The 25,165-nt window shown below is 58.9% G+C and carries 20 protein-coding genes and 1 pseudogene; 5 read left to right on the forward strand and 16 right to left on the reverse strand.

Translation table 11 applies throughout. The features are described from left to right. Positions 1–57: 57 nt before the first annotated feature. The 10 genes from brnQ to sdhC form a co-directional block, all read right to left on the reverse strand. Positions 58–1,371 carry a branched-chain amino acid transport system II carrier protein gene (brnQ, locus tag AB4O36_RS18375; RefSeq protein WP_460117100.1) on the reverse strand — a complete coding sequence of 438 codons (1,314 nt, stop codon included), beginning with the start codon at positions 1,369–1,371 and terminating at the stop codon, positions 58–60. Positions 1,372–1,734: 363 nt separating this feature from the next. Further along, positions 1,735–2,616: a succinate--CoA ligase subunit alpha gene (gene sucD, locus AB4O36_RS18380; protein ID WP_068587916.1), complete on the reverse strand. Its 882-nt coding sequence runs from the start codon at positions 2,614–2,616 to the stop codon at positions 1,735–1,737. After that, positions 2,616–3,782: an ADP-forming succinate--CoA ligase subunit beta gene (sucC, locus tag AB4O36_RS18385; RefSeq protein WP_003223015.1), complete on the reverse strand. Its 1,167-nt coding sequence runs from the start codon at positions 3,780–3,782 to the stop codon at positions 2,616–2,618. Before sucC ends, sucD begins: the two co-directional genes overlap by 1 nt. Before the next feature lie 177 nt (positions 3,783–3,959). Beyond that, positions 3,960–5,396, reverse strand: coding sequence for a dihydrolipoyl dehydrogenase (lpdA, locus tag AB4O36_RS18390; protein WP_460139960.1), 1,437 nt, complete (start codon positions 5,394–5,396; stop codon positions 3,960–3,962). A gap of 105 nt (positions 5,397–5,501) precedes the next feature. Further along, positions 5,502–6,725, reverse strand: coding sequence for a 2-oxoglutarate dehydrogenase complex dihydrolipoyllysine-residue succinyltransferase (gene odhB, locus AB4O36_RS18395; protein WP_368553157.1), 1,224 nt, complete (start codon positions 6,723–6,725; stop codon positions 5,502–5,504). 42 nt (positions 6,726–6,767) lie between these two features. Further along, on the reverse strand, positions 6,768–9,599 hold the full coding sequence (locus AB4O36_RS18400; RefSeq protein ID WP_460139961.1) for a 2-oxoglutarate dehydrogenase E1 component: 2,832 nt from the start codon (positions 9,597–9,599) through the stop codon (positions 6,768–6,770). Positions 9,600–9,861: 262 nt separating this feature from the next. After that, entirely contained in the window at positions 9,862–10,566 is a 705-nt protein-coding gene (locus AB4O36_RS18405) for a succinate dehydrogenase iron-sulfur subunit (RefSeq protein WP_192302072.1), read from the reverse strand. Positions 10,567–10,577: 11 nt separating this feature from the next. Next, positions 10,578–12,350 carry a succinate dehydrogenase flavoprotein subunit gene (gene sdhA, locus AB4O36_RS18410; protein WP_460117103.1) on the reverse strand — a complete coding sequence of 591 codons (1,773 nt, stop codon included), beginning with the start codon at positions 12,348–12,350 and terminating at the stop codon, positions 10,578–10,580. 3 nt (positions 12,351–12,353) lie between these two features. Further along, positions 12,354–12,722, reverse strand: a complete 369-nt coding sequence (sdhD, locus tag AB4O36_RS18415; RefSeq protein ID WP_027922414.1) for a succinate dehydrogenase, hydrophobic membrane anchor protein — start codon at positions 12,720–12,722, stop codon at positions 12,354–12,356. Beyond that, positions 12,716–13,090, reverse strand: coding sequence for a succinate dehydrogenase, cytochrome b556 subunit (gene sdhC / locus AB4O36_RS18420; RefSeq protein ID WP_460117104.1), 375 nt, complete (start codon positions 13,088–13,090; stop codon positions 12,716–12,718). Before sdhC ends, sdhD begins: the two co-directional genes overlap by 7 nt. Before the next feature lie 363 nt (positions 13,091–13,453). Between sdhC and gltA the strand changes: the two genes are divergently transcribed. Continuing rightward, positions 13,454–14,743: a citrate synthase gene (gltA, locus tag AB4O36_RS18425; protein WP_421140421.1), complete on the forward strand. Its 1,290-nt coding sequence runs from the start codon at positions 13,454–13,456 to the stop codon at positions 14,741–14,743. A gap of 300 nt (positions 14,744–15,043) precedes the next feature. On the opposite strand, the gene AB4O36_RS18430 is transcribed toward gltA, so the two are convergent. The 3 genes from AB4O36_RS18430 to AB4O36_RS18440 form a co-directional block, all read right to left on the reverse strand. Beyond that, positions 15,044–16,702: a cation acetate symporter gene (locus AB4O36_RS18430; protein WP_460139962.1), complete on the reverse strand. Its 1,659-nt coding sequence runs from the start codon at positions 16,700–16,702 to the stop codon at positions 15,044–15,046. After that, the gene (locus AB4O36_RS18435; protein ID WP_008052644.1) at positions 16,699–17,010 is read right to left on the reverse strand and encodes a DUF485 domain-containing protein; all 312 of its coding nucleotides are present in this window, start codon (positions 17,008–17,010) and stop codon (positions 16,699–16,701) included. The genes AB4O36_RS18430 and AB4O36_RS18435 overlap by 4 nt, the downstream gene beginning before the upstream one ends. A 255-nt stretch (positions 17,011–17,265) precedes the next feature. Beyond that, the gene (locus AB4O36_RS18440) at positions 17,266–18,117 is read right to left on the reverse strand and encodes a glycine betaine ABC transporter substrate-binding protein (RefSeq protein ID WP_460117106.1); all 852 of its coding nucleotides are present in this window, start codon (positions 18,115–18,117) and stop codon (positions 17,266–17,268) included. 286 nt (positions 18,118–18,403) lie between these two features. Here AB4O36_RS18440 and AB4O36_RS18445 point away from each other — a divergent pair. Further along, positions 18,404–19,997: pseudogene (locus tag AB4O36_RS18445) on the forward strand (glycoside hydrolase family 17 protein). Between the two features lie 105 nt (positions 19,998–20,102). Here the strand turns inward: AB4O36_RS18445 and AB4O36_RS18450 are convergent. Further along, positions 20,103–20,462 carry a hypothetical protein gene (locus AB4O36_RS18450; RefSeq protein ID WP_460139963.1) on the reverse strand — a complete coding sequence of 120 codons (360 nt, stop codon included), beginning with the start codon at positions 20,460–20,462 and terminating at the stop codon, positions 20,103–20,105. A 224-nt stretch (positions 20,463–20,686) separates the two neighbouring features. Here AB4O36_RS18450 and AB4O36_RS18455 point away from each other — a divergent pair, with 224 nt between their 5' ends. Both AB4O36_RS18455 and AB4O36_RS18460 read left to right on the forward strand, forming a co-directional pair. Beyond that, complete coding sequence (locus tag AB4O36_RS18455; protein WP_460139964.1) at positions 20,687–21,985, forward strand: alpha/beta fold hydrolase; 1,299 nt, start codon at positions 20,687–20,689, stop codon at positions 21,983–21,985. Further along, positions 21,978–22,766: an MlaA family lipoprotein gene (locus tag AB4O36_RS18460; protein WP_460117109.1), complete on the forward strand. Its 789-nt coding sequence runs from the start codon at positions 21,978–21,980 to the stop codon at positions 22,764–22,766. The genes AB4O36_RS18455 and AB4O36_RS18460 overlap by 8 nt, the downstream gene beginning before the upstream one ends. Before the next feature lie 128 nt (positions 22,767–22,894). On the opposite strand, the gene AB4O36_RS18465 is transcribed toward AB4O36_RS18460, so the two are convergent. After that, positions 22,895–23,809, reverse strand: coding sequence for a DUF808 domain-containing protein (locus AB4O36_RS18465; RefSeq protein ID WP_460139965.1), 915 nt, complete (start codon positions 23,807–23,809; stop codon positions 22,895–22,897). A gap of 135 nt (positions 23,810–23,944) precedes the next feature. Between AB4O36_RS18465 and AB4O36_RS18470 the strand changes: the two genes are divergently transcribed. After that, a complete protein-coding gene (locus AB4O36_RS18470) occupies positions 23,945–24,553 on the forward strand; it encodes a TetR/AcrR family transcriptional regulator (RefSeq protein ID WP_460117111.1) in 609 nt (202 codons plus the stop codon). 102 nt (positions 24,554–24,655) lie between these two features. Here the strand turns inward: AB4O36_RS18470 and AB4O36_RS18475 are convergent, their stop codons facing one another. Beyond that, positions 24,656–25,096, reverse strand: coding sequence for a GlcG/HbpS family heme-binding protein (locus tag AB4O36_RS18475; protein ID WP_460139966.1), 441 nt, complete (start codon positions 25,094–25,096; stop codon positions 24,656–24,658). Positions 25,097–25,165 lie beyond the last annotated feature (69 nt).

Here is a 25,165-nt window from a genome sequence, read left to right on the forward strand (position 1 = left end):
TCGTTTGATACGGGGCATTTCCAGGATTGCCGGCCCGCGCATGGCGGGCTCTCGCGCTTACGCCAGTGCTTCGGCTCGCTTGCCCAGCATACGGTCGCACACCACCGCGACGACCAGGGTCATCACCGACGGTACCAGCCAGGCCAGGCCTTGCTCGCTCAGTGGCAGATGAGCCAGTTGGGCCGGCATCCAGTCCGCCAGGCCGGCTCCCTTGAGGGCATCAATCACACCGAAGAGGAACGACACCAGCATGACCGGGCCGACAATACGACCCTGCTCATGCCAGAAGTCCTTGCAGAAGCTCAGGGCGACCAGGGCGATGCACGGCGGATAGATCGCGGTCAGCACCGGGATCGAGAACGCAATCAGCTTGGTGAGGCCCAGGTTGGATACCAGCAATGAGAATGCGGCCAGGATCACCACCAGCGTCTTGTAGGAGAGCGGCAGTACACGGCTGAAGTATTCGGCGCAGGCGCAGGTCAGGCCAACCGCCGTCACCAGGCACGCCAGCGAGATCAGCACCGCGAGGAACCCGCTGCCCAGCGAGCCGAAAGTGTGCTGGACGTAAGCATGCAGCACGGCCGCACCGTTGGTCGCACCGGCCGCCACTTCATGGCTGCCCGAACCGAGACGGAACAGGCTGACATACACAAGGGCCAGGCCAACGCCAGCGATCAGGCCTGCAATGATCGCGTAACGGGTGATCAGCGCTGGCGATTCAACGCCACGGGAACGGATGGCATTGACGATCACAATGCCGAACACCAGTGCGCCGAGCGTATCCATGGTCAGGTAACCATTGATGAAGCCCTGGGAAAATGGCGCCGCGACATATTCGGGCGTGGCCACGCCAATGTCACCGGCCGGCAACGCGAAAGCCGCAATGCCCAGCACAGCCAGGGCGATGATCTTCAGCGGCGCGAGGAAGCGCCCAACGGTATCCAGCAGGCGGCCCGGGTAGAGCGAAATGAAGAACACCAGCAGGAAATACACGGCGCTATACAGGAACAATGCCAGCGGGCTCTCGCCGGTCAACGGGGCCAGGCCGACTTCGAACGACACGGTCGCGGTGCGCGGCGTCGCGAACAACGGGCCCACGGCAAGGTAGCAGGCGGCCGCCAGTAAGCCACCGGCGATTTTGCCGATGGGACTGCTCAGGGCGTCCATGGCACCCCCGACCTTGGCCAGGGCGACGACGGTGATGACCGGCAGGCCGACTGCCGTGATCAGAAAGCCTAGCGCCGCCATCCAGACATGAGGCCCGGACTGCAAACCGACGATAGGCGGGAAGATGATGTTACCGGCCCCGACAAACAGGGCAAACGTCATAAAACCAAGTGCCAGGATGTCCTGACCTTTCAACACTTTCATTAAGGAAATACCACACTACTGAATCGGAATTTAGAGGGGGATTTCCCTATGGGTGAGGGAAATGCTGTCAATCCGTATAGGACCGACCCGGTTGGCGTGAGACTGCCTTTTGGGCTTCACGCGAAAAAATCGCGGCTAGACTAACGAATCTGGCAGGAAAACGCACTGATTGAGGGCAAACATTCCGATCTACGACATCTTTGTGTCGCAAAAAGGCAGCTTCAAGCAGCGAGCTGCAAGCTACAAGCTCGTTCGCGCTGGGACTGCTTGCAGCTTGGAGCTTACCGCTCGCAACTGCTTCAAAACGACAAAAGCCACCCGAAGGTGGCCTTTGTTTGGTAAAGCGTCAGCCAAGCGCGAGGCTTACTTGACAGCCCAACCAGTCAGCTCGGCCAGGGCCTTGCCGATGTCTGCCAGCGAACGCACGGTTTTCACGCCTGCGTCTTGCAGAGCAGCGAATTTCTCGTCTGCAGTGCCTTTGCCGCCGGAGATGATTGCGCCAGCATGGCCCATGCGCTTGCCCGGAGGAGCAGTCACACCAGCGATGTAGGAAACAACCGGCTTGGTCACGTGTGCCTTGATGTAGGCAGCCGCTTCTTCTTCAGCCGAACCGCCGATCTCACCGATCATGACGATCGCTTCGGTCTTCGGGTCTTCCTGGAACAGCTTCAGGATGTCGATGAAGTTCGAGCCTGGGATCGGGTCACCGCCGATGCCGACGCAAGTCGACTGACCGAAACCGGCGTCAGTGGTCTGCTTCACAGCTTCGTAGGTCAGGGTGCCGGAACGGGAAACGATACCGACCTTGCCTGGCAAGTGAATGTGACCTGGCATGATGCCGATCTTGCATTCGCCTGGAGTGATCACGCCTGGGCAGTTAGGGCCGATCAGGGTAACACCCAGCTCGTCGCACTTAACTTTAGCGTCCAGCATGTCCAGGGTAGGAATGCCTTCGGTGATGCAGACGATCAGCTTGATGCCGCCGAAAGCTGCTTCCAGGATCGAGTCCTTGCAGAAAGGAGCCGGAACGTAGATCACGCTGGCGGTAGCGCCAGTGGCAGCTACAGCGTCTTTCACGGTGTTGAACACTGGCAGGCCCAGGTGTTCGGTGCCGCCTTTGCCCGGAGTTACACCACCCACCATCTGGGTGCCGTACTCGATGGCTTGCTGGGTGTGGAAGCTACCTTGCGAACCGGTAATACCCTGGCAGATAACTTTGGTGTCTTTATTGATCAGGACGCTCATTACTTGCCCTCCGCAGCTTTAACGACTTGTTGAGCAGCGTCGGTCAGGCTGGTAGCAGCGATGATGTTCAAACCGCTTTCTGCCAGTACTTTAGCGCCCAGTTCAGCGTTGTTGCCTTCAAGACGAACAACAACCGGGATTTTCACGCCGACTTCTTTCACTGCACCGATGATGCCTTCGGCAATCATGTCGCAACGAACGATGCCGCCGAAGATGTTAACCAGTACTGCAGCGACGTTGGTGTCGGACAGAATGATCTTGAATGCTTCGGTAACGCGTTCTTTGGTAGCACCGCCGCCCACGTCGAGGAAGTTGGCTGGCTTGCCGCCGTGCAGGTTGACGATGTCCATGGTACCCATGGCCAGGCCAGCACCGTTGACCATGCAACCGATGTTGCCTTCCAGCGCTACGTAGTTCAGTTCGAACTTGGCAGCGTGCGCTTCGCGCGGATCGTCCTGGGACGGATCGTGGAAAGTCTTCAGCTTAGGCTGACGGTACATGGCGTTGGCGTCGATGTTGATCTTGGCGTCCAGGCAGTGCAGATCGCCATCAGCCTTGATCACCAGCGGGTTCACTTCCAGCAGGGCCAGATCGTGATCCTGGAACAGTTTGGCCAGACCAACGAAGATCTTGGCGAACTGGGCAACTTGCTTGCCTTCCAGACCCAGTTGGAACGCCAGCTCGCGACCCTGGAATGGCTGAGCACCAACCAGTGGATCGATAGTGGCCTTCAGAATTTTTTCTGGAGTGTCGTGAGCGATTTTCTCGATGTCCACGCCACCTTCGGTGGAAGCCATGAACACGATGCGACGGCTCGAACGGTCAACGACAGCGCCCAGGTACAGCTCTTTAGCGATATCAGTGCACGATTCAACCAGGATCTTGGTGACAGGCTGACCATTGGCGTCAGTCTGGTAAGTCACCAGACGCTTGCCCAGCCACTGCTGTGCGAAGGCTTTGGCGTCTTCTTTGTTGCGAACCAGCTTGACGCCGCCCGCTTTACCGCGACCACCGGCGTGGACCTGGGCTTTGACAACCCACTCGCTGCCGCCGATTTTGTCGCAAGCTTCTGCTGCTGCTTCCGGGGTGTCTACCGCGTAACCGGTGGATACTGGCAGGCCGTACTCAGCGAACAGCTGCTTACCCTGATACTCGTGAAGATTCATGCTTATTACCGTCTTCGTTAGGTACTGCGCATTCGGTGCTGCACTCAGAGTGCCGCACCACCTGTGACTGCTGCTTGCGTAGCCTGGGCTACGCAAGACTGCGTCCAGCGGATATTCCGCGGTGAGTCTTGCACGCAAGGCTCACGACGGGCCATACCGCCGTGGTTTCTTATTGTCTTAACGCTTCTTGCGGTTGGCGATGTGGATGGCGCCGCCATTCACAGCCAAAGCTGCTTCGTGCAAGGCTTCGGACAGGGTCGGATGGGAGAAAACCATCATGCCCAGGTCTTCAGCGCTGGTGCCGAATTCCATCGCGATCGCGCCTTGCTGAACCAGTTCTGCAGCGCTCGGGCCAATCACGTGGACGCCCAATACACGGTCAGTCTTGGCATCGGCGATGACCTTGACGAAACCGCCGGTATCGTTGGCGGCCATGGCACGGCCGGATGCTGCGAACGGGAAGCTGCCGACGTTAACTTCTACGCCTTCAGCTTTCAAGGCCTGTTCGGTTTTACCGACCCATGCGATTTCCGGGTGAGTATAAATAACCGAAGGGATCAGGTCATAGTTCATCTGGGCTTTGTGGCCCTTGATGCGCTCGACGACCATGATGCCCTCTTCCGAGGCCTTGTGTGCCAGCATCATGCCGCGAACCACGTCACCGATGGCGTAGACGCCCGGTACGCTGGTGGCGCAATGGTCGTCGACGAATACGAAACCACGCTCGTCGATGGTCACGCCGCTGTCGGCAGCCAGCAGATCAGTGGTCACTGGACGGCGACCAACGGCAACGATCAGCTTGTCGAAAGTGATGGTCTGTTCGCCGTTGGAGTCGGTGTAGTTAACCACGACTTCGTCGCCGTTGACTTTCGAACCGGTCACGCGAGCGCCCAGCTTGATGTCCAGGCCCTGTTTGGTCAGGGTTTTCAGCGCTTCCTTGGAAACGGCGGTGTCAGCAGCCATCAGGAAGGTGTCCAGGGCTTCCAGGACAGTCACTTCTGCACCCAGACGCGACCATACCGAACCCAGTTCCAGGCCGATGACGCCGGCGCCGATCACGCCCAGGCGCTTAGGCACGGCCTGGAATTCCAGGGCGCCAGTGGAGTCGACGATGACTTTCTGGTCGACTGGAGCAGGCGGAATGTCGATCGGACGCGAGCCGGAGGCCAGAATCACGTTCTCGGCATCAATGACTTCAACCGAACCGTCAGGCTTGGTGACTTCGACTTTCTTGCCGGCCAGCAGCTTGCCGTGGCCCTGGATCGAAGTAACGCCGTTGGCCTTGAACAGGGTGGCAACACCGCCGGTCAGGTTCTTGACGATGCCAGCCTTGCGGCCAACCATCGCAGCGACGTCCATTTTGACTTCGCCAGTGGAGATACCGTGGACGTTGAAGCTTTCTTTGGCTTCCTTGTACTTCCAGGAGCTGTCCAGCAACGCCTTGGATGGAATGCAGCCGACGTTCAGGCAGGTGCCGCCCAGGGCCAGTTTGCCCTCGCCATCGGTATATTTCTCGATGCAAGCAACGGAAAAGCCCAATTGTGCGGCCTTGATGGCGGCCACATAGCCGCCAGGGCCCGCGCCGATCACTACTACGTCAAATTTCTGCGACATGTAAAAGAATCCTCTTTTAGCAACAAGCTACAAGCCGCAAGCCGCAAGTTCAAAGCCCGCTCGGCTTGAGCTTGGGGCTTGTCGCTTGCGGCTTGCCGCTGCTTTTTAAATATCCAGCAACAGACGAGCCGGATCTTCCAGGAGGTTCTTGATGGTCACCAGGAAGGTTACAGCTTCTTTGCCATCGATCAGACGGTGATCGTAGGACAGCGCCAGGTACATCATCGGACGGATAACGACCTGGCCGTTGATTGCCATAGGACGCTGGATGATGTTGTGCATGCCCAGAATCGCGGCCTGCGGCGGGTTGACGATCGGAGTCGACATCATCGAACCGAAGGTACCACCGTTGGTGATGGTGAACGTGCCACCGGTCATTTCGTCCATCGACAGTTTGCCGTCACGGGCTTTTTTGCCGAAAGTGGCGATGCCGCCTTCGATTTCGGCCAGGCTCATCAGTTCGGCGTTACGCAGGACCGGCACAACCAGGCCACGGTCGCTGGACACGGCAACACCGATGTCGGCGTAGCCGTGGTAAACGATGTCGCCACCGTCGATCGACGCGTTGACAGCCGGGAAGCGTTTCAGCGCCTCGGTGGCCGCTTTCACGAAGAACGACATGAAGCCCAGGCGCACGCCGTTGTGAGACTTCTCGAACAGGTCCTTGTACTTCGAACGCAGGGCCATGACTTCGGTCATGTCGACTTCGTTGAAAGTGGTCAGCATGGCCATGTTCGATTGGGCTTCTACCAGGCGCTTGGCCACGGTTGCACGAACGCGGGTCATCGGCACGCGCTTCTCGATGCGGTCGCCAGCAGCGAACACAGGAGCAGCAGCGGCCGGTGCGGCAGCCTTGGCAGGTGCAGCGGCCGGAGCGGCTTTCTTGGCGGCTACGGCTGCAACCACGTCTTCCTTGGTCACACGACCGCCTTTGCCGGTGCCGGCAACGGAAGCGATGTTGATGCCGTTTTCTTCAGCCAGCTTGCGAGCAGCCGGGGCAGCTACTGGATCGTCTTCGCCTTCGGCAGCTGGAGCAGCAGCCTGGGCAGCGGCCGGAGCAGCAGCGGCAGCCGGAGCGGCGGCAGCAGCGCCACCTTCAACGATCGAGCCCAGCACTTCGTCGGACAGAACGGTGTCGCCTTCGTTCTTGACGATTGCGCCCAGCACGCCGTCAGCGGTGGCCAACACTTCCAGTACGACTTTGTCGGTTTCGATGTCGACGATCAGCTCGTCGCGCTTGACCGCGTCGCCCGGTTGTTTGTGCCAGGTGGCAACGGTGCCATCGGCAACCGATTCCGGGAAAGTGGGGGCTTTGATCTCGATAGCCATTGTCTGTGGTTCCTTAAATTCGGTTTCAGGTGCGCGAAGGCGTTAAACAGTAAAGGCGTCTTGCAGCAGTTTTTCCTGCTGCTCGGCGTGCATCGATGCGTAACCACATGCTGGTGCAGCAGAAGCCTCACGGCCCGCGTACTCGAGTACGAGAGACTTGTTGAGGTTTGCGATGCTACGACGCAGGTGATGTTGGCTGCAGTACCAGGCACCCTGGTTCATCGGCTCTTCCTGGCACCAGACGGCATGCTTGACGTTGGTGTAAGGAGCCAGGACTTCTTTCAAGTCGTCCTCAGGGAATGGGTACAACTGTTCGATACGCACGATGGCAATATCGTCACGGCCTTCGGCACGGCGTTTTTCCAGCAGGTCGTAGTAGACCTTGCCGCTACACAGAACAACGCGCTCGACCTTTGTCGGGTCCAGGGCATCGATTTCCGGGATAACGGTCTGGAACGAACCTTCGGCCAGGTCTTCCAGGGTCGAGATGGCCAACTTGTGACGCAGCAGCGACTTCGGAGTCAACACGATCAGCGGCTTGCGCAGCGGACGGATCACCTGACGACGCAGCAAGTGGTAGATCTGGGCTGGCGTAGTCGGTACCGCCACCTGAATGTTGTGCTCGGCACACAATTGCAGGTAACGCTCCAGACGCGCCGACGAGTGCTCCGGACCCTGACCTTCATAACCGTGCGGCAGCAGCATGGTCAGACCGCACAGACGGCCCCACTTGTGCTCGCCACTGGTGATGAACTGGTCGATAACCACCTGGGCACCGTTGGCGAAGTCACCGAACTGGGCTTCCCAGATCACCAGCGCATCCGGCGTGGTGGTCGAGTAGCCGTATTCGAATGCCAGTACGGCTTCTTCGGACAGGTACGAGTCGTACATTTCGAAACGCGGCTGACCGTCGTACAGGTTCTTCAGCGGTACGTAGGTGCTGGCGTCTTTTTGGTTGTGCAGGACAGCGTGACGGTGCGAGAACGTACCGCGGCCGATGTCCTGGCCGGTCATGCGAATCGGGTGACCTTCGAACAACAGGGTCGCGTACGCCATGGTTTCGGCGAAGCCCCAGTTGATCGGCAGGCCACCGGCTTGCATCTTCTGGCGGTCTTCGTAGATCTTGGCGACCTGACGCTGAACGACCAGGCCTTCCGGAACTTCCAGCAACTTGGCGGACAGCTCCTGCAAGGTTTTCAGATCAAAGCGAGTGTCATGACGCGCGGTCCAGGCGTGGCCCAGGTACGGACGCCAGTCCACGAACAGCTCTTTGTTCGGTTCCTTGACCAGGCTTTTTACAACGTGCAGGCCGTTGTCCAGCGCATTGCGGTATTCGTCGACTTTCGCCTGAACACGCTCTAGATCCAGCACGCTGCTCTGAGTCAGGCTGTCGGCATACAGCTCACGGGTGGTGCGCTGTTTGGTGATCTGCTGATACATCAGAGGCTGGGTGCCGCTTGGCTCGTCAGCTTCGTTGTGGCCGCGACGACGGTAGCAGACCAGGTCAATCACCACGTCACGCTTGAACTGCATGCGGTAATCGATGGCCAGCTGAGTCACGAACAGGACGGCTTCCGGATCATCACCATTTACATGGAGGATCGGCGCCTGGATCATTTTCGCAACGTCGGTCGCGTACTCGGTGGAGCGCGAGTCCAGCGGGTTGCTGATGGTGAAACCAACCTGGTTGTTGATCACGATGTGCACGGTACCGCCGGTCTTGAAACCGCGGGTTTGCGACATCTGGAAGGTTTCCATCACCACGCCCTGACCGGCGAATGCCGCGTCACCGTGGATGGAGATCGGCAGGACCTTCTCACCGGTGGAATCGTTACGACGATCCTGACGGGCACGCACCGAACCCTCGACCACTGGGGAAACGATTTCCAGGTGGGATGGGTTGAACGCCATCGCCAGGTGAACTTCACCGCCGGTGGTCATGACGTTGGACGAGAAGCCCTGGTGATATTTAACGTCACCGGAACCCAGCTCGACCTTCTTCTTGCCTTCGAACTCGTCGAACAGCTCGCGCGGGTTCTTGCCGAAGGTGTTGACCAGTACGTTCAGACGACCACGGTGGGCCATGCCGATGACGATTTCCTTGGTGCCGTAGGAGCCGGAACGCTGGATCAGTTCGTCGAGCATTGGAATGAGGCTTTCGCCGCCTTCCAGACCGAAACGCTTGGTGCCCGGGTATTTGGTGCCCAGGTATTTTTCCAGGCCTTCACCGGCGGTCACGCGCTCGAGCAAGTGGCTCTTGATGTCCGCGGAATACGCTGGACGGCCACGCACGCTTTCCAGACGCTGCTGGAACCACTGGCGCTGCTCGGAATCGGTGATGTGCGTAAATTCAGCGCCGATGGTGCGGCAATATGTCTGCTGCAACGCTTCGTGAATTTCGCGTAGGCTCGCTTCCTCTTTGCCGATGAACAGGTCGCCGGCACGGAAGGTCGTATCAAGATCGGCATTGGTCAAGCCGTAATGATTGATCGACAGGTCTGCTGGTGCAGGACGCTGCCACAGCCCCAGCGGGTCAAGCTGGGCTGCCTGGTGGCCACGCATACGGTAGGCCTGGATCAATCGCAGCACTTCAACTTGCTTCTTCTCGTGCTCACTGCTCACGCTGCCGGCGGAAACCGGTTGGGCGCGGCGCTGGTTCTTTGCCAGCAAGACGAAATGATCGCGAATTGTCGAGTGCGAAACATCGGTGGCAGAGTTGCCTTCGGTCGGCAACTTCTGAAAGTAGGTGCGCCACTCTTCTGGCACAGCGTTAGGGTCGTGCAGGTAGAGCTCGTAAAGCTCTTCCACATAGGCAGCGTTACCTCCGGAAAGGTACGCGCTGTTCCACATGCGCTGCATCACGCTTTCTTGCATGCTTGGTCACCCTCGGTTAGGGGAACACCACCGGCGTCGACACCGAGCAAACTTGCAGAAGTCCGAATGCAGCGACCAAAACAAGCCACCTAGGATCACGCTGATAGTCCGGGTACCAGCCCGGATGCCCCTGCTTGTCTCATTTCTTCAAAATAAGAGCCGCAACTTCACGAGCTGCTGCTCAGGTTAAAACTACGGCGCCGGTTGAAGCCTGCGCCGCAGCATCTACGGGTACAACAGTCCTACGGGTACTGCAGCTGAATCACACGCCGCTTTGCAGCAACATGTTACGTACGTGACCGATGGCCTTAGTCGGGTTCAGGCCTTTCGGACAAACGTTGACGCAGTTCATGATCCCGCGGCAGCGGAATACGCTGAACGGGTCATCCAGCGAAGCCAGACGCTCGGCAGTCTTGGTGTCGCGGCTGTCTGCCAGGAAGCGGTACGCTTGCAGCAGGGCAGCTGGACCCAGGAACTTGTCCGGGTTCCACCAGAAGGACGGGCAAGAGGTCGAGCAGCAGGCGCACAGGATGCACTCGTACAGACCGTCGAGCTTTTCGCGCTCTTCAGGGGACTGCAGACGCTCGATGGCCGGAGCCGGCGTGTCGTTCTGCAGGTATGGCTTAACCTTCTCGTATTGCTTGTAGAAGATGCTCATATCGACGACCAGGTCACGGATCACCGGAAGACCTGGCAGAGGACGAACGATCAACTTGTTACCTTTTACGACAGCGGACAGCGGCGTGATGCACGCCAGGCCGTTCTTGCCGTTGATGTTCATGCCGTCGGAGCCGCAAACGCCCTCACGGCAGGAGCGACGATAGGAGAAACCCTCGTCCTGTTCCTTGATCAGCGCGAGCACGTCCAGCACCATCAGGTCCTTACCACCGGTATCGACCTGGAATTCCTGCATGAACGGCGCAGCGTCCTGATCAGGGTTGTAGCGATAAACACTGACTTGCAACATGGCGGCCACCCTTAATAAGTCCGAATCTTAGGTTCAAAAGTCGGAACCGTCTTCGGCGAGAAGTTCACGGCACGCTTGGCAACGCGCTTGTCACCCGGGAAGTACAGGGTGTGGCACAGCCAGTTTTCGTCGTCACGGTCTTCGAAGTCTTCACGGGCGTGAGCACCGCGGGACTCTTTACGTACTTCGGCAGCGATGGCGGTAGCTTCAGCCACTTCCAGCAGGTTTTGCAGTTCCAGTGCCTCGATACGAGCCGTGTTGAACGCTTGCGACTTGTCGTTGATCTTGACGTTGGCAATGCGCTTGCGCAGGTCGGCCAGTTGGGCAATACCCTTCTGCATGTATTCGCCGGTACGGAATACACCGAAGTAGTTCTGCATGCAGCTTTGCAGCTCGCGACGCAGGGTAGCCACGTCTTCGCCATCAGTACGCTCGTTGAGGGCGGACAGACGGGCCAGAGCGGCATTGATGTTGGCTTCGGTGGCGTCGTCGTAGTTGATACCGTCGGTCAGCGCCTTTTCCAGGTGCAGACCGGCAGCACGGCCGAATACCACCAGGTCGAGCAGCGAGTTGCCGCCCAGGCGGTTGGCACCGTGAACCGATACGCAAGCCACTTCGCCTACAGCGAACAGGCCCGGGATGATGGTGTCCACGCCTTCGCCATTCTGGGTGATCGCCTGGCCGTGAATGTTGGTGGCAACGCCGCCCATCATGTAGTGGCAGGTTGGAACAACCGGAACCGGAGCAACGACTGGGTCAACGTGAGCAAACGTTTTCGACAGTTCGCAAATACCAGGCAGACGGCTGTGCAACACTTCCTCGCCCAAGTGGTCGAGTTTAAGCATTACGTGGTCGCCGTTCGGACCGCAACCGTTACCCGCGATGATCTCTTTAACCATCGAGCGAGCAACCACGTCACGACCTGCCAGGTCTTTGGCGTTCGGAGCATAACGCTCCATGAAACGCTCGCCGTGCTTGTTGATCAGGTAACCACCTTCACCACGGCACCCTTCGGTGACCAGTACACCGGCGCCGGCGATGCCGGTTGGGTGGAACTGCCACATTTCGATGTCTTGCACCGGTACGCCTGCACGCAGGGCCATACCGACGCCGTCACCGGTGTTGATCAGGGCATTGGTGGTCGAAGCGTAGATACGGCCAGCGCCACCGGTCGCCAGCACAGTGGCTTTTGCACGGATGTAGGTGGTTTCACCGGTTTCGATGCAGATGGCGATAACGCCGACGAACTCGCCTGCGTCGTTCTTCACCAGGTCAACGGCGTAGTACTCGTTCAGGAACGTGGTACCGGCTTTCAGGTTGCCTTGATAAAGGGTGTGCAGCAGGGCGTGACCGGTACGGTCGGATGCCGCACAGGTACGGGCAGCCTGGCCGCCTTTACCGTAGTCCTTGGACTGACCGCCGAACGGACGCTGGTAGATACGGCCTTGCTCGGTACGGGAGAACGGCAGACCCATGTGGTCCAGCTCGAAAACCGCGGCAGGACCTTCCTGACACATGTATTCGATAGCGTCCTGGTCACCGATATAGTCGGAACCCTTGACGGTATCGTACATGTGCCAGCGCCAGTCATCGTTCGGATCCGCAGAGGCGATGGCGCAGGTGATGCCGCCTTGAGCCGATACGGTGTGCGAACGCGTCGGGAACACCTTGGTGATCACGGCAGTCTTGTGACCGCCCTGTGCCAGCTGCAGCGCTGCGCGCATGCCGGCGCCGCCGCCACCAATGATGATGGCGTCGAAAGAAATCGTTGGAATGTTAGCCATGACTCAGATACCCCAGAGAATCTGCACACCCCAGACGAAGTAAGCGAACATCGCAACGCCGCATACTGCCTGGAAAAGGAAACGGATTGCAGTCGCGGACTTGCCGAACGCCATTGGCGTCAGGTAGTCGGTCGCGATGGTCCACATGCCGACCCAGGCGTGAGCGCCGAGGGCAACAAGGGCCAGGAGACTGAAAATACGCATCCAGTTGCTTGCGAACAGTTCATGCCATTGGGCGTAGCCGATGCCAGGGTGGGCAACGACGTATCCGATCAGGAAAATGAAGTAAGCCGCGAGAACGACCGCCGACACACGTTGCGCCATCCAGTCATAGAGGCCCGAACGCGAGAGGTTCGTGACGTTAGTTACCATATCCAAACTCCTGCCAGAACGATTACCACCACGGAAACGGCGATAACGATTTTCGAGCCCAGCTTGCCGCCTTCCAGCGTCTCACCGATGCCCATGTCCATGATCAAGTGGCGCACACCGGCTACCAGGTGATACAGCAGAGCGGACAGGATGCCCCAAATCACTAGCTTGGCTAGCGGACTGGTCAGACACGCTTTCACCTCGCCGAAGCCTTCCTCGGAGCTGAGCGACTTGTCCAATGCAAAAAGCATGATGGCAAGGCACACGAAGAGGATGACACCGGAAATACGGTGAAGAATGGACGTGTAAGCAGTGACTGGGAGTTTGATGGTCCTTAGGTCTAGGTTTACAGGTCGTTGGCTTTTCACGGCTTATTTTTCACACTGAAGAGCCCCTAACAATCAGGGCAAAGTTGTTGGGGAGTGCACTGGTCAGGTAACCACCACCCAGGGAGGCGACCCCCAATAACGCAAGCCCAAAAGCCCTTGGCGGTCGGCTGCCGAGTATAGACAGTTAGGCTACTAATGACAACGCGTTCACCTTCCCCTAATAGCGGATTGCGCAAGTTGGATAAAAGGCGTAAATGGCAGGCAATTTCGAGAAAAAAGTAGGGTTAAAGCCTTCTGGAGCAAGACTTTAGGCAAATTGACATTCGAATTTATCTCACTATAGTGGTGCGGGCCCTGCGTGGGGGGTCTGTCTGATGATTTCAAGCATAAATAGGAGGCCACATGGCTGACAAAAAAGCGCAGTTGATCATCGAGGGCGCAGCCCCCGTCGAGCTGCCCATTTTAACCGGCACCGTTGGTCCCGATGTTATCGACGTACGGGGCCTGACGGCCACGGGCCGTTTCACCTTTGACCCAGGTTTCATGTCGACCGCCTCCTGCGAGTCGAAGATCACCTATATCGACGGCGACAATGGCATCCTGCTGCATCGCGGCTACCCGATCGAGCAACTGGCTGAGAAGTCGGACTATCTGGAAACCTGCTACCTGCTGCTCAACGGCGAATTGCCGACCGCAGAACAGAAGGCCCAGTTCGTCAGCACCGTCAAGAACCACACCATGGTTCACGAACAGCTGAAAACGTTCTTCAACGGCTTCCGTCGCGACGCCCACCCGATGGCCGTCATGTGCGGCGTAGTCGGCGCCCTCTCGGCCTTCTACCACGACTCCCTGGACATCAATAACCCGCAGCATCGCGAAATCTCCGCGATCCGCCTGGTTGCCAAGATGCCGACCCTGGCAGCGATGGTTTACAAGTACTCCATGGGACAACCCATGATGTACCCGCGCAACGACCTGTCGTACGCCGAAAACTTCCTGCACATGATGTTCAACACCCCGTGCGAGATCAAACCGATCAGCCCGGTGCTCGCCAAGGCCATGGACCGGATCTTCATCCTCCATGCCGACCACGAGCAGAACGCTTCGACCTCCACCGTGCGCCTGGCCGGCTCTTCGGGTGCCAACCCGTTCGCCTGCATCGCCGCCGGCATCGCCGCACTGTGGGGCCCTGCCCACGGCGGTGCGAACGAAGCCGTGCTGACCATGCTCGATGAAATCGGAGATGTCTCGAACATCGACAAGTTCATCGCCAAGGCCAAGGACAAGAACGATCCGTTCAAGCTGATGGGCTTCGGTCACCGCGTTTACAAAAACCGCGACCCACGCGCCACCGTCATGAAGCAGACCTGCGACGAAGTGCTGAAGGAACTGGGCATCAACAACGATCCGCAACTCGAGCTGGCCATGCGCCTGGAAGAGATTGCCTTGACCGACCCGTACTTCATCGAGCGCTCGCTGTACCCGAACGTCGACTTCTACTCGGGGATCATCCTCAAGGCGATCGGCATTCCAACCAGCATGTTCACCGTGATCTTCGCCCTGGCGCGTACCGTAGGCTGGATTTCGCACTGGAAAGAAATGCTCTCCAGCCCGTACAAGATCGGCCGCCCTCGCCAGCTGTACACCGGCTACGAGTCGCGTGACATCACCAAGCTGGAAGACCGCAAGTAAGACCTGTCTTGCTCTAGCGTGTTGAGTTGCACCAAGAACGGCCTCTATCCCTATAGAGGCCGTTTTTGTTTGTGGCCGATACGGACACAGCCCCCCCCCCCGACAGGAGCGAGCTTGCTCGCGATGGTAGCCCGGACACCGCTGGATGCCTGGATGCCCGTGGTGCCTGGGCCTCCATCGCGAGCAAGCTCGCTCCTACAGGGGGCGGGGAAGCCGGGGGACGGGCGGGCAAAAAAATACCCCGATCTCTCGACCGGGGTATTTCTTCAAGTTTGTCTATCTATATAAAAGTATCAAGCCTTAGTGCGAAACCGCCCCACTCGCGCCCAGACCGGTCTGCGAGCGAACGAATTGCGGGAAGAACAGCGCCCGCTCGTTGTCGGCTGCAGTCGATTTGTCGGTGATCGAGAAGAACCAGATCCCCACGAAGGCAATGATCATCGAGAACAGCGCCGGGTACTCATACGGGAAGATAGCCTTCTCGTGATGCAGGATCTGCACCCAGATGGTTGGACCGAGGATCATCAGGCCCACGGCACTGAGCAGCCCCAGCCAGCCGCCGATCATCGCACCGCGGGTGGTCAGTTTCTTCCAGTACATGGAAAGCAGCAGCACCGGGAAGTTGCAGCTCGCGGCAATGGAGAACGCCAGGCCCACCATGAACGCGATGTTCTGGCTTTCGAACAGAATGCCCAAGCCAATCGCCAACACCGCGAGGGCGATGGTGGTGATTTTCGAGACGCGGATCTCGTCCTTCTCGTTGGCCTTGCCTTTCTTGATCACGCTGGCATACAGGTCGTGGGACACCGCCGATGCACCGGCCAGGGTCAGGCCGGCTACCACCGCCAGGATGGTCGCGAACGCTACCGCCGAGATGAAGCCCAGGAAGATACTGCCGCCCACTGCGTCGGCCAGGTGCACCGCCGCCATGTTGTTACCGCCCAACAGCGCGCCAGCCGCATCCTTGAATGCAGGGTTGGTGCTCACCAGCAGGATTGCGCCAAAGCCGATGATGAAGGTCAGGATGTAGAAGTAGCCAATGAAGCCAGTGGCGTACAGCACGCTCTTGCGCGCTTCCTTGGCGTCGCTCACGGTGAAGAAGCGCATCAGGATGTGCGGCAGACCAGCGGTACCGAACATCAGTGCCAGACCGAGGGAAAATGCGGAGATCGGATCTTTCACCAGACCGCCAGGGCTCATGATCGCCTCACCTTTAGGGTGAACCTTGATCGCCTCGGCGAACAGGGTGCTGAAGTCGAAGTTGACGTGCTTCATGACCATCAGCGCCATGAAGGAAGCGCCCGAGAGCAGCAGCACCGCCTTGATGATCTGCACCCAAGTGGTTGCCAGCATGCCGCCGAACAGCACGTAGGCGCACATCAGGATACCCACCAGGATCACCGCAACGTGGTAGTCGAGGCCGAACAGCAGTTGGATCAGCTTACCGGCACCGACCATTTGCGCAATCAGGTAGAACGCCACCACCACCAGCGAACCACAGGCGGACAGCGAGCGAATCTGGGTTTGGCCCAGGCGATAGGACGCCACATCGGCAAACGTGTATTTACCCAGGTTACGCAGACGCTCGGCGATCAGGAAGAGAATGATCGGCCAGCCCACCAGGAAGCCGATCGAATAGATCAAGCCATCGTAGCCGGAGGTGAACACCAGCGCGGAAATCCCCAGGAAGGACGCTGCGGACATGTAGTCACCAGCAATCGCCAGACCGTTCTGGAAACCGGTGATTTTGCCGCCCGCCGCATAGTAGTCGGCAGCCGACTTGTTGCGCTTGGACGCCCAGTAGGTGATGCACAAGGTCGCGCCGACGAACGCGACGAACATCAGGATCGCGGATACGTTGAGAGGTTGTTTTTGCACGGCACCGGTCAGGGCATCAGCTGCCCAGGCGCCCGGTGCAAAGGCCGCGATACTCAAAAGAGCCATTAGACGCCGGATCATTGCTGAGCCTCCTTGAGAATCGCATTGTTCAGGTCGTCGAACTCGCCGTTGGCGCGTCGCACGTAGATCCCGGTGAGGATGAACGCCGAAACGATCAAGCCGACACCAATTGGAATACCCCAGGTAATGGATGACTCAGGGCTGATTTTCGCCCCCAGCACCTGCGGCCCGTAAGCGATCAGAAGGATGAAGCCAGAGTAAAGCCCAAGCATGATCGCCGAAAGAATCCAGGCGAACCTTTCTCGCTTGCTCACCAGCTCCTTGAATCGGGGGCTGTTTTGAATCGAGAGGTAAATGCTGTCGTTCATTGTTTTTATCCTCGCAGCACAGATTATTGTTGGAACGGTACCCACTTTATTCGGCTGCGAGCCGGGTTCCAGACGACCTTAGTCTTAGATCGCCATTACAGAGTCGCCAATTTCAAACATGGGAACATAAATGTGGGAGCGGGCTTGCTCGCGATGGCGGTGTGTCAGTCAACATTTGCGTGCCTGACAATCCGCTATCGCGAGCAAGCTCGCTCCTACAGGGGGGGGTAAAGCTTGTCTGATTAACTCAACCGCTTACTTGACCCACTCCGCCACACGATCCGGGTGTTTGGCGACCCAGTCTTTAGCGGCAGCGTCAGGTTTGGCGCCTTCCTGGATGGCCAACATCACTTCACCGATTTCATCCTTCGAAGCCCACTGGAAGTTTTTCAGGAACTTGGCTACTTCCGGCGCCTTGGTATCCAGCTCCTTGCTGCCGATGCTGTTCACGGTTTCAGCCGCGCCATACACACCTTTAGGGTCTTCGAGGAAGCGCAGTTTCCACTTGGCGAACATCCAGTGCGGCACCCAGCCGGTCACGGCAATGGATTCATTTTTCTTCTCGGCACGGGTCAGCTCGGCAATCATGCCGGCGCCGGAACTGGCCTTGAGTTGATAGCCGGTCAGGTCGTAATCCTTGATGGCCTGCTCGGTCTTGAGCATCACGCCTGAACCGGCGTCGATGCCGACGATGCGCTTTTTGAAGCTGTCATCGGTTTTCAGGTCTTCAAGGGACTTGGCCTTGACGTACTCCGGCACGATCAGGCCGATTTTGGCGTCCTTGAAGTTCGGGCCGTAGTCGACGACCTGGTCCTTGTTCTTCGCCCAGTAATCACCGTGAGTCACCGGCAGCCAGGCGGACAGCATGGCGTCGAGTTTGCCGGTGGCCACGCCTTGCCACATGATGCCGGTGGCGACGGCTTGCAGCTTCACGTCATAACCGAGCTTCTGCTTGATCACTTCTGCTGCCACATGAGTCGTCGCAACGCTGTCGGACCAGCCGTCAACGTAACCGATGCTCAGGGTCTGCTTTTCTGCGTTGGCGAATGTCGAACCCATCGCAAGTACCAGAGCGGCACCTGCGCCTAAAAGTCGTCGCATCTTCATCGTTACTTCCCCGAAAGTGCTGCGCTCGACGGGTGCCGAGCCGCGTCAACGTATTGTTATGGTGCACAGCGCCCCCATCACGCTTCACCGCAAACTCATTCGAACATCAGCGGAGTACTGACGCTTTGATCATCAACCTGACGCCAACCTGAACCTGTGCTGCCAGCGACCTCAAGGCATCGAGAAACGACATCAGAACGCCATTAACCACACGCCATATAAATGTCTCGGACGATCAGCCTGAACTTTGCATGTCAAAATCGTGCAGGCACCAAGCGCGCTGCAAATGCAGGTAACATGCGCCGCTTTGCTTCCGGACGGCTGACCATGCCCGCGACCTCACGCTTTCCTTTTTTGCCTATTTGTTCGCTTGCCTGCTGGGCCTGTTTGCCCTGGGTGGCTTTTGGTATGGCATCGGCCAGCCGGTGATCCTGCCCGATGTCGCCAGCGCCACGCACAAGCTTCAATGCGCGTCCTACACCCCGTTCGACAAGGATCAATCACCGTTCGATCAGCCGTTCAAGCTGCGTCCCGAGCGCATGGACGCCGACCTGGCCCTGCTGTCCACGCGCTTTGAGTGCATCCGCACCTACTCGATGACGGGTCTCGACGCCCTACCGGATCTCGCACGCAAACACGGCCTGAAGTTAATGATTGGCGCCTGGGTCAACAGCAACCCGGTGGATACCGAGAAAGAGGTCGACCTGCTGATCGCGTCCGCCAACGCCAACCCGGATGTGGTCAGCGCAGTGATCGTCGGCAACGAAGCATTGTTGCGCAAAGAGGTGACCGGCCCACAACTCGCCAGACTGATCAACAAGGTTAAAAGCCAGGTCAAACAACCGGTCACTTACGCCGATGTCTGGGAGTTCTGGCTCAAGCATCCCGAAATCGCACCGGCGGTGGACTTCCTGACCATCCATCTGCTGCCGTACTGGGAAGACGACCCTTCCAATATCGATGCCGCCTTGCAGCATGTGGCCGAGGTACGCCAAGTATTCGGCAACAAGTTCGCGCCCAAGGACGTGATGATCGGCGAAACCGGCTGGCCCAGCGAAGGCCGCCAACGTGAAACGGCATTACCGAGCCGAGTCAACGAAGCCAAGTTCATTCGCGGTTTTGTCGCCATGGCCGAGCAGCAAGGCTGGCATTACAACCTGATCGAGGCCTTCGACCAACCATGGAAACGCGCCAGCGAAGGGGCGGTTGGCGGTTACTGGGGATTGTTCGATGCCGACCGCCAGGACAAGGGCGTGCTGGCAGGGCCGGTCACGAATGTGCCGTACTGGTCGCAGTGGTTGATTGTCGGTGGCTTGATCTTCATCGGCACACTGATCCTGGGCGGGCGCGTGCGTGATACACGTGCCGCCCTTGTGTTGCCGCTGCTGGGGGCGCTTGCCGCCGGTTCGCTCGGCGTATGGGGCGACTTGGCCCGAGTGACCACGCGATTTTCCAGTGAATGGCTGTGGGTCGGATTGCTGACAGCGTCGAATCTGCTGGCGCTGGCACATGGGGCACTGGCATTGAGCCCGCGCAGCGGCTGGCGTGGGCGTGCATTCAACGTGCTCGAACGTCGCTCAGGCGTGTTGGTGGCGTTGATTGGATTTGCAGCGGCGGTGTCGATGCTGGAACTGGTCTTCGACCCGCGCTATCGCAGCTTTCCGAGCGTGGCATTCATCGTGCCGGCGCTGGTCTATCTGTGTCGTCCGGTCAGCGTGCCACGTCGGGAAATTGCGTTGCTGACTTTCATCATTGGCGCCGGAATAGCGCCGCAGCTGTTTCGTGAAGGGCTGCAGAACCAGCAGGCCTGGGGTTGGGCGCTGGTGAGCGTGTTGATGGTGGCGGCGTTGTGGCGATCATTGCGCCTGCGCAAGGCTTGAATTTTCGGTGAATTTACTGGCCTCATCGCGGGCAAGCCCGCTCCTACAGGTATTTGTGGCGTACACAAGACCTGTAGGAGCGGGCTTGCCCGCGATGGCGGCCTATCAGGCGCCGCGAACCAGACGCAACCCCGCAATCACCACCGCAAACACCGCCAGCGTGGTGTTGTACAGCGCCAGCGCCGGAAACCCGAGCACCAGCGCCAGCACCGCCAGCCACCACCCTGCTCGTCCCGGCAGCACAAAGCCGATCAAGGCGGCGGCGACTGCTCCCCAGCCCAATACCTTGAAGTGAATCATCAACCCCAGGTTCGAACGGACCTGGCACTCCCAACGGCTCGCCTCATCGACACAGAGGCCGACCCACTGCGCATCCTCCATGAAGCCGTAACGTGCGCCATAGCTTGCGGCCAGCCATAACGGCAGCAGAATGAGCAGAAGAATCACGGGCAGGCGGCGGGACATGAAGCACTCCAATCATCGAAAACGGAGGCCAGCTTAATCGCAGGTCAGCGTTAAGCAAAACGCTAACAACTGTTAACTGGCTATCCAATCGCTGCAAAGTGTATCGTCCAGCTACTATTACTCCGAAATCAGGCCTGTTTGGTGCCGCTGCGTGGCACTTTGGCGCAAACCCGGTGGTCATAGCCTGCGAACTTCATTCGGCACCTTTCTTAAGGGATTCAGTCATGCTCCGTTCCTTGCGCTTCGCCGCCCTGTTGGGTGGCCTTATCCTGAGTGCGTCCGCACTGGCGGCAGATATCGACCCCGCCAGTTATGGCTACCCCTTGACCAACCCGTTTGAAGCGACCATCGCCACGACGCCACCGGACTTGCGTCCGGAGTTGCCACTGGACGACGACATCGATCAATCGGATCACACCCTCAGGCTACGCCCTGAGCGTGAGTTCCAGCTGCCAGAGAACTTCTGGCCAGTGAAAAAACTCACCTATCGCATCGCTACCCAGGACAAACCTGCCCCGCTGATCTTCCTGATCGCCGGCACTGGCGCGCGTTATGACAGCACCCTGAACGAGTATTTGAAAAAGCTGTATTACAAGGCTGGCTACCACGTAGTACAGCTGTCTTCGCCCACCAGCTTCGACTTCATCAGCGCGGCGTCGCGCTTTGCCACGCCAGGCATCACCAAGGACGATGCCGAAGACATGTATCGCGTCATGCAGGCCGTGCGGGCGCAAAACCCGAAGTTGCCGGTCACCGATTACTACCTCACGGGGTACAGCCTGGGCGCACTGGATGCGGCATTCGTCGCCCATCTGGACGAAACCCGCCGCAGTTTCAATTTCAAGAAAGTCCTGCTGCTCAACCCGCCGGTCAACCTCTACACCTCGATCACAAACCTCGACAAGCTTGTTCAAACCGAGGTCAAGGGCATCAACAACACCACCACCTTCTATGAGCTGGTGCTGAACAAACTGACCCGCTACTTCCAGCAGAAAGGCTACATCGACCTCAACGATGCGCTGCTCTATGACTTCCAGCAGTCCAAGCAGCATTTGAGCAACGAGCAGATGGCAATGCTGATCGGCACCTCGTTCCGCTTCTCGGCCGCCGATATCGCTTTTACCTCGGACCTGATCAACCGTCGCGGCCTGATCACGCCGCCCAAGACGCCGATCACCGAGGGCACCAGCCTTACGCCGTACCTCAAGCGTGCGTTGCAATGCGACTTCGACTGCTACATCACCGAACAGGTCATCCCGATGTGGCGCGCCCGCACCGATGGCGGCAGCCTGCTGCAACTGATCGACCAGGTGAGCCTGTACGCACTGGCGGATTACCTGCACAAGAGCCCTAAAATTGCCGTCATGCACAACGCCGATGACGTGATCCTGGGCCCGGGCGATCTCGGTTTCCTGCGCCGCACTTTCGGCGATCGCCTGACTGTTTACCCACTGGGCGGCCATTGCGGCAACCTTAACTACCGCGTCAACAGCGACGCCATGCTGGAGTTCTTCCGTGGCTAAATACCTCCTGCTTATCGCCGCGCTCCTCTGTGCAACCACCGCCAATGCTGACAACAGCAAGGCCAACGCGCCTGTGGTCATCGACAGTGATGGGTTCAAGGAGCCGTTGAGCAAACTCAAGTTCAACCCGGGGCTGGACCAGCGCGAGTTCGAACGCTCCACGCTGAGTGCGTTGAATGTGTATGACCCGCTGGAATCCTGGAACCGTCGCGTCTACCACTTCAACTATCGCTTCGACGAGTGGGTATTCCTGCCGGTGGTCGATGGTTATCGCTACATCACTCCGAGCTTCGTGCGCACCGGGGTCAGCAACTTTTTCAACAACCTTGGCGACGTGCCGAACCTGCTCAACAGCCTGTTGCAGTTCAAGGGCCAGCGTTCGATGGAAATCACCGGACGCCTGCTGCTCAACACCACCATCGGCATCGCCGGCCTGTGGGACCCGGCCACCGCCATGGGGCTCCAGCGACAGAGCGAAGACTTCGGCCAGACGCTGGGCTTCTACGGTGTGCCGGCCGGTGCCTACTTCGTACTGCCGATACTCGGGCCGTCGAACCTGCGCGATACCGGCGGTTTGGTGGTGGACTTCAGCGCCGAGAACGCGATCAACTTCCTCAACGTGGCCGAAGTCAGCTCAAACCACCCGGAAGTGTGGGCCTTGCGGGCTGTGGACAAGCGCTATCAGACCAGCTTCCGCTACGGTCAGCTGAACTCGCCGTTCGAGTATGAAAAGGTGCGTTACGTGTATACCGAGTCGCGCAAGTTGCAGATTGCCGAGTAACCAAAGGCAACAGATAAACCTGTGAGAGCGGGCTTGCTCGCGAAGACATTGTATCCGTCGACGTTTGAGTCGAATGATGCACCGCCTTCGCGAGCAAGCCCGCTCCCACATCCGTTCAGTGTTTCAATTCAACCTTTGAACGCCTTCCAGATTTTGCCAACAGCCATCACCACCGCCAGCACCGCCGCCCCCGCGATAATCCCCGCCACGCCATTGAGCAACATCGACACGATAAACCCGGCCCCACCGGCCCCGGCACTGACACTCTCGATCCAGTGATGCACCACCGACACCCCGTGGGTGAGAATCCCGCCGCCTACCAGGAACATCGCCGCCGTACCAATCACCGACAGGCTTTTCATCATGTACGGTGCCGCGCGCAGAATCCCGGCACCGACGCTACGGGCCATCTGCCCTGGCTTTTGCGTCAGCCACAAGCCCAGGTCGTCGAGTTTGACGATCCCCGCCACCAGGCCATAGACGCCGATGGTCATGACGATCGCGATGCCCGATAGCACGATGACTTGCTGGGTCAGAGACGCCCCCGCCACCGTGCCAAGGGTGATGGCGATGATTTCCGCCGAGAGAATGAAGTCGGTGCGGATCGCACCCTTGATCTTGTCCTTTTCGAACGCCACCAGATCCACTGCCGGGTCTGCCACGGCCTCGACCAATTGCGCGTGCTCCGTCTGTTCTTCGGCCTTGCTGTGCAGGATTTTGTGAGCGAGTTTTTCGAATCCTTCGAAACACAGGTAAGCGCCACCGACCATCAACAGAGGCGTCACCAGCCAGGGGATGAATGCGCTGATGGCCAGAGCCGAAGGCACCAGGATCAGTTTGTTGATGAACGATCCCTTGGCAACCGCCCACACCACGGGGATTTCCCGTTCGGCCCGCACACCGCTCACCTGCTGGGCATTGAGCGCCAGATCGTCGCCCAACACGCCGGCGGTTTTCTTGGCGGCCATTTTGGTCATCAACGCCACGTCGTCCAGCACGGCGGCAATGTCGTCGATCAGCAACAGTAGGCTGCTTCCTGCCATGAATCACGCTTCCTTCTTTGTATGGATGCCAAGCAGCATAGCGCGGCGGCGCGCCGCATGGAGCATTCTTGAGCGCCGCCGAAGCCCGGTGCTACCATGCGCAACCGCCAGAACAGGCAAGGAACCCCCTGGTTTATGAGCACGATCCGCGAGCGCAACAAACAACTGATACTGCGTGCCGCCAGTGAAGAATTTGCCGACAAAGGCTTCGCTGCGACCAAAACCAGCGACATCGCCGCCAGGGCCGGGTTGCCCAAGCCCAACGTCTATTACTATTTCAAGACCAAGGAAAACCTCTACCGCGAGGTCCTGGAAAGCATCATTGAGCCGATTCTGCAGGCTTCGACCCCCTTCAACCCTGAAGGCGAACCCAATGATGTACTGAGCGGCTACATCCGTTCGAAAATCCGCATTTCCCGCGACCTGCCCTTTGCCTCGAAAGTGTTCGCCAGCGAAATCATGCACGGCGCCCCGCACCTGAGCAGCGACCTGGTCGAACAGCTCAACAGCCAGGCCCGGCACAACATCGCCTGCATCCAGACCTGGATCGACCGCGGCCAGATCGCCCCGCTCGACCCCAACCACCTGATGTTCAGCATCTGGGCGGCCACCCAGACTTACGCCGACTTCGACTGGCAAATCACCGCCGTCACCGGCAAGGAAAAGCTGGACGAAGCCGATTATGAAGCGGCGGCACAGACGATTATCCGGTTGGTGCTCAAGGGATGTGAGCTGGATCGGTAGATCGCGGCGCCCCCTTCGCGAGCAAGCCCGCTCCCACATTGGAATGCATTCCCCTGTGGGAGCGGGCTTGCTCGCGAAAGCGGTATAACAGTCAAACAAGTCTCAAACCACCACCCCCGCATCCGCCCGCAACCCCAGCGCCTCGATCGCATTGATCGCGCACTGCTCGTCGACATCCGACAAATCTCCGCTGATCCCCACCGCTCCCAACACAATGCCCTCCTGGTCTTTCACCAGTACGCCGCCTGGAGCTGGCACGACGCTGCCCTGCCCCATGGTGTTCAAGGAGGCGATGAACGCCGGGCGTTGCTGGGCGTCCGAGGCCAGCAGGCGCGACCCCTTGCCCAGGGCGATGGCGCCCCAGGCTTTGCCGATGGCGACCTGCGGACGCAGCAGGCTGGCGCCGTCTTCACGTTGCAGGGCGATCAGATGCCCGCCGGCATCGAGCACCGCGATGGTCAGGGGGGCGGCCGCAATGGCCCGCCCGGCGTTGATGGCCTCGTTGACCAGGTTGACTGCCACTTTCAAGGTTAAAGCGCTCATGGTGCTGTCCTCATTTTGTTATAGGGAAAGCGGTCGAGCTGCGCGTTTACGTCGCAGCCTCATGCAACA

The sequence above is a fragment of the Pseudomonas sp. S2_E01 genome (assembly GCF_054668365.1).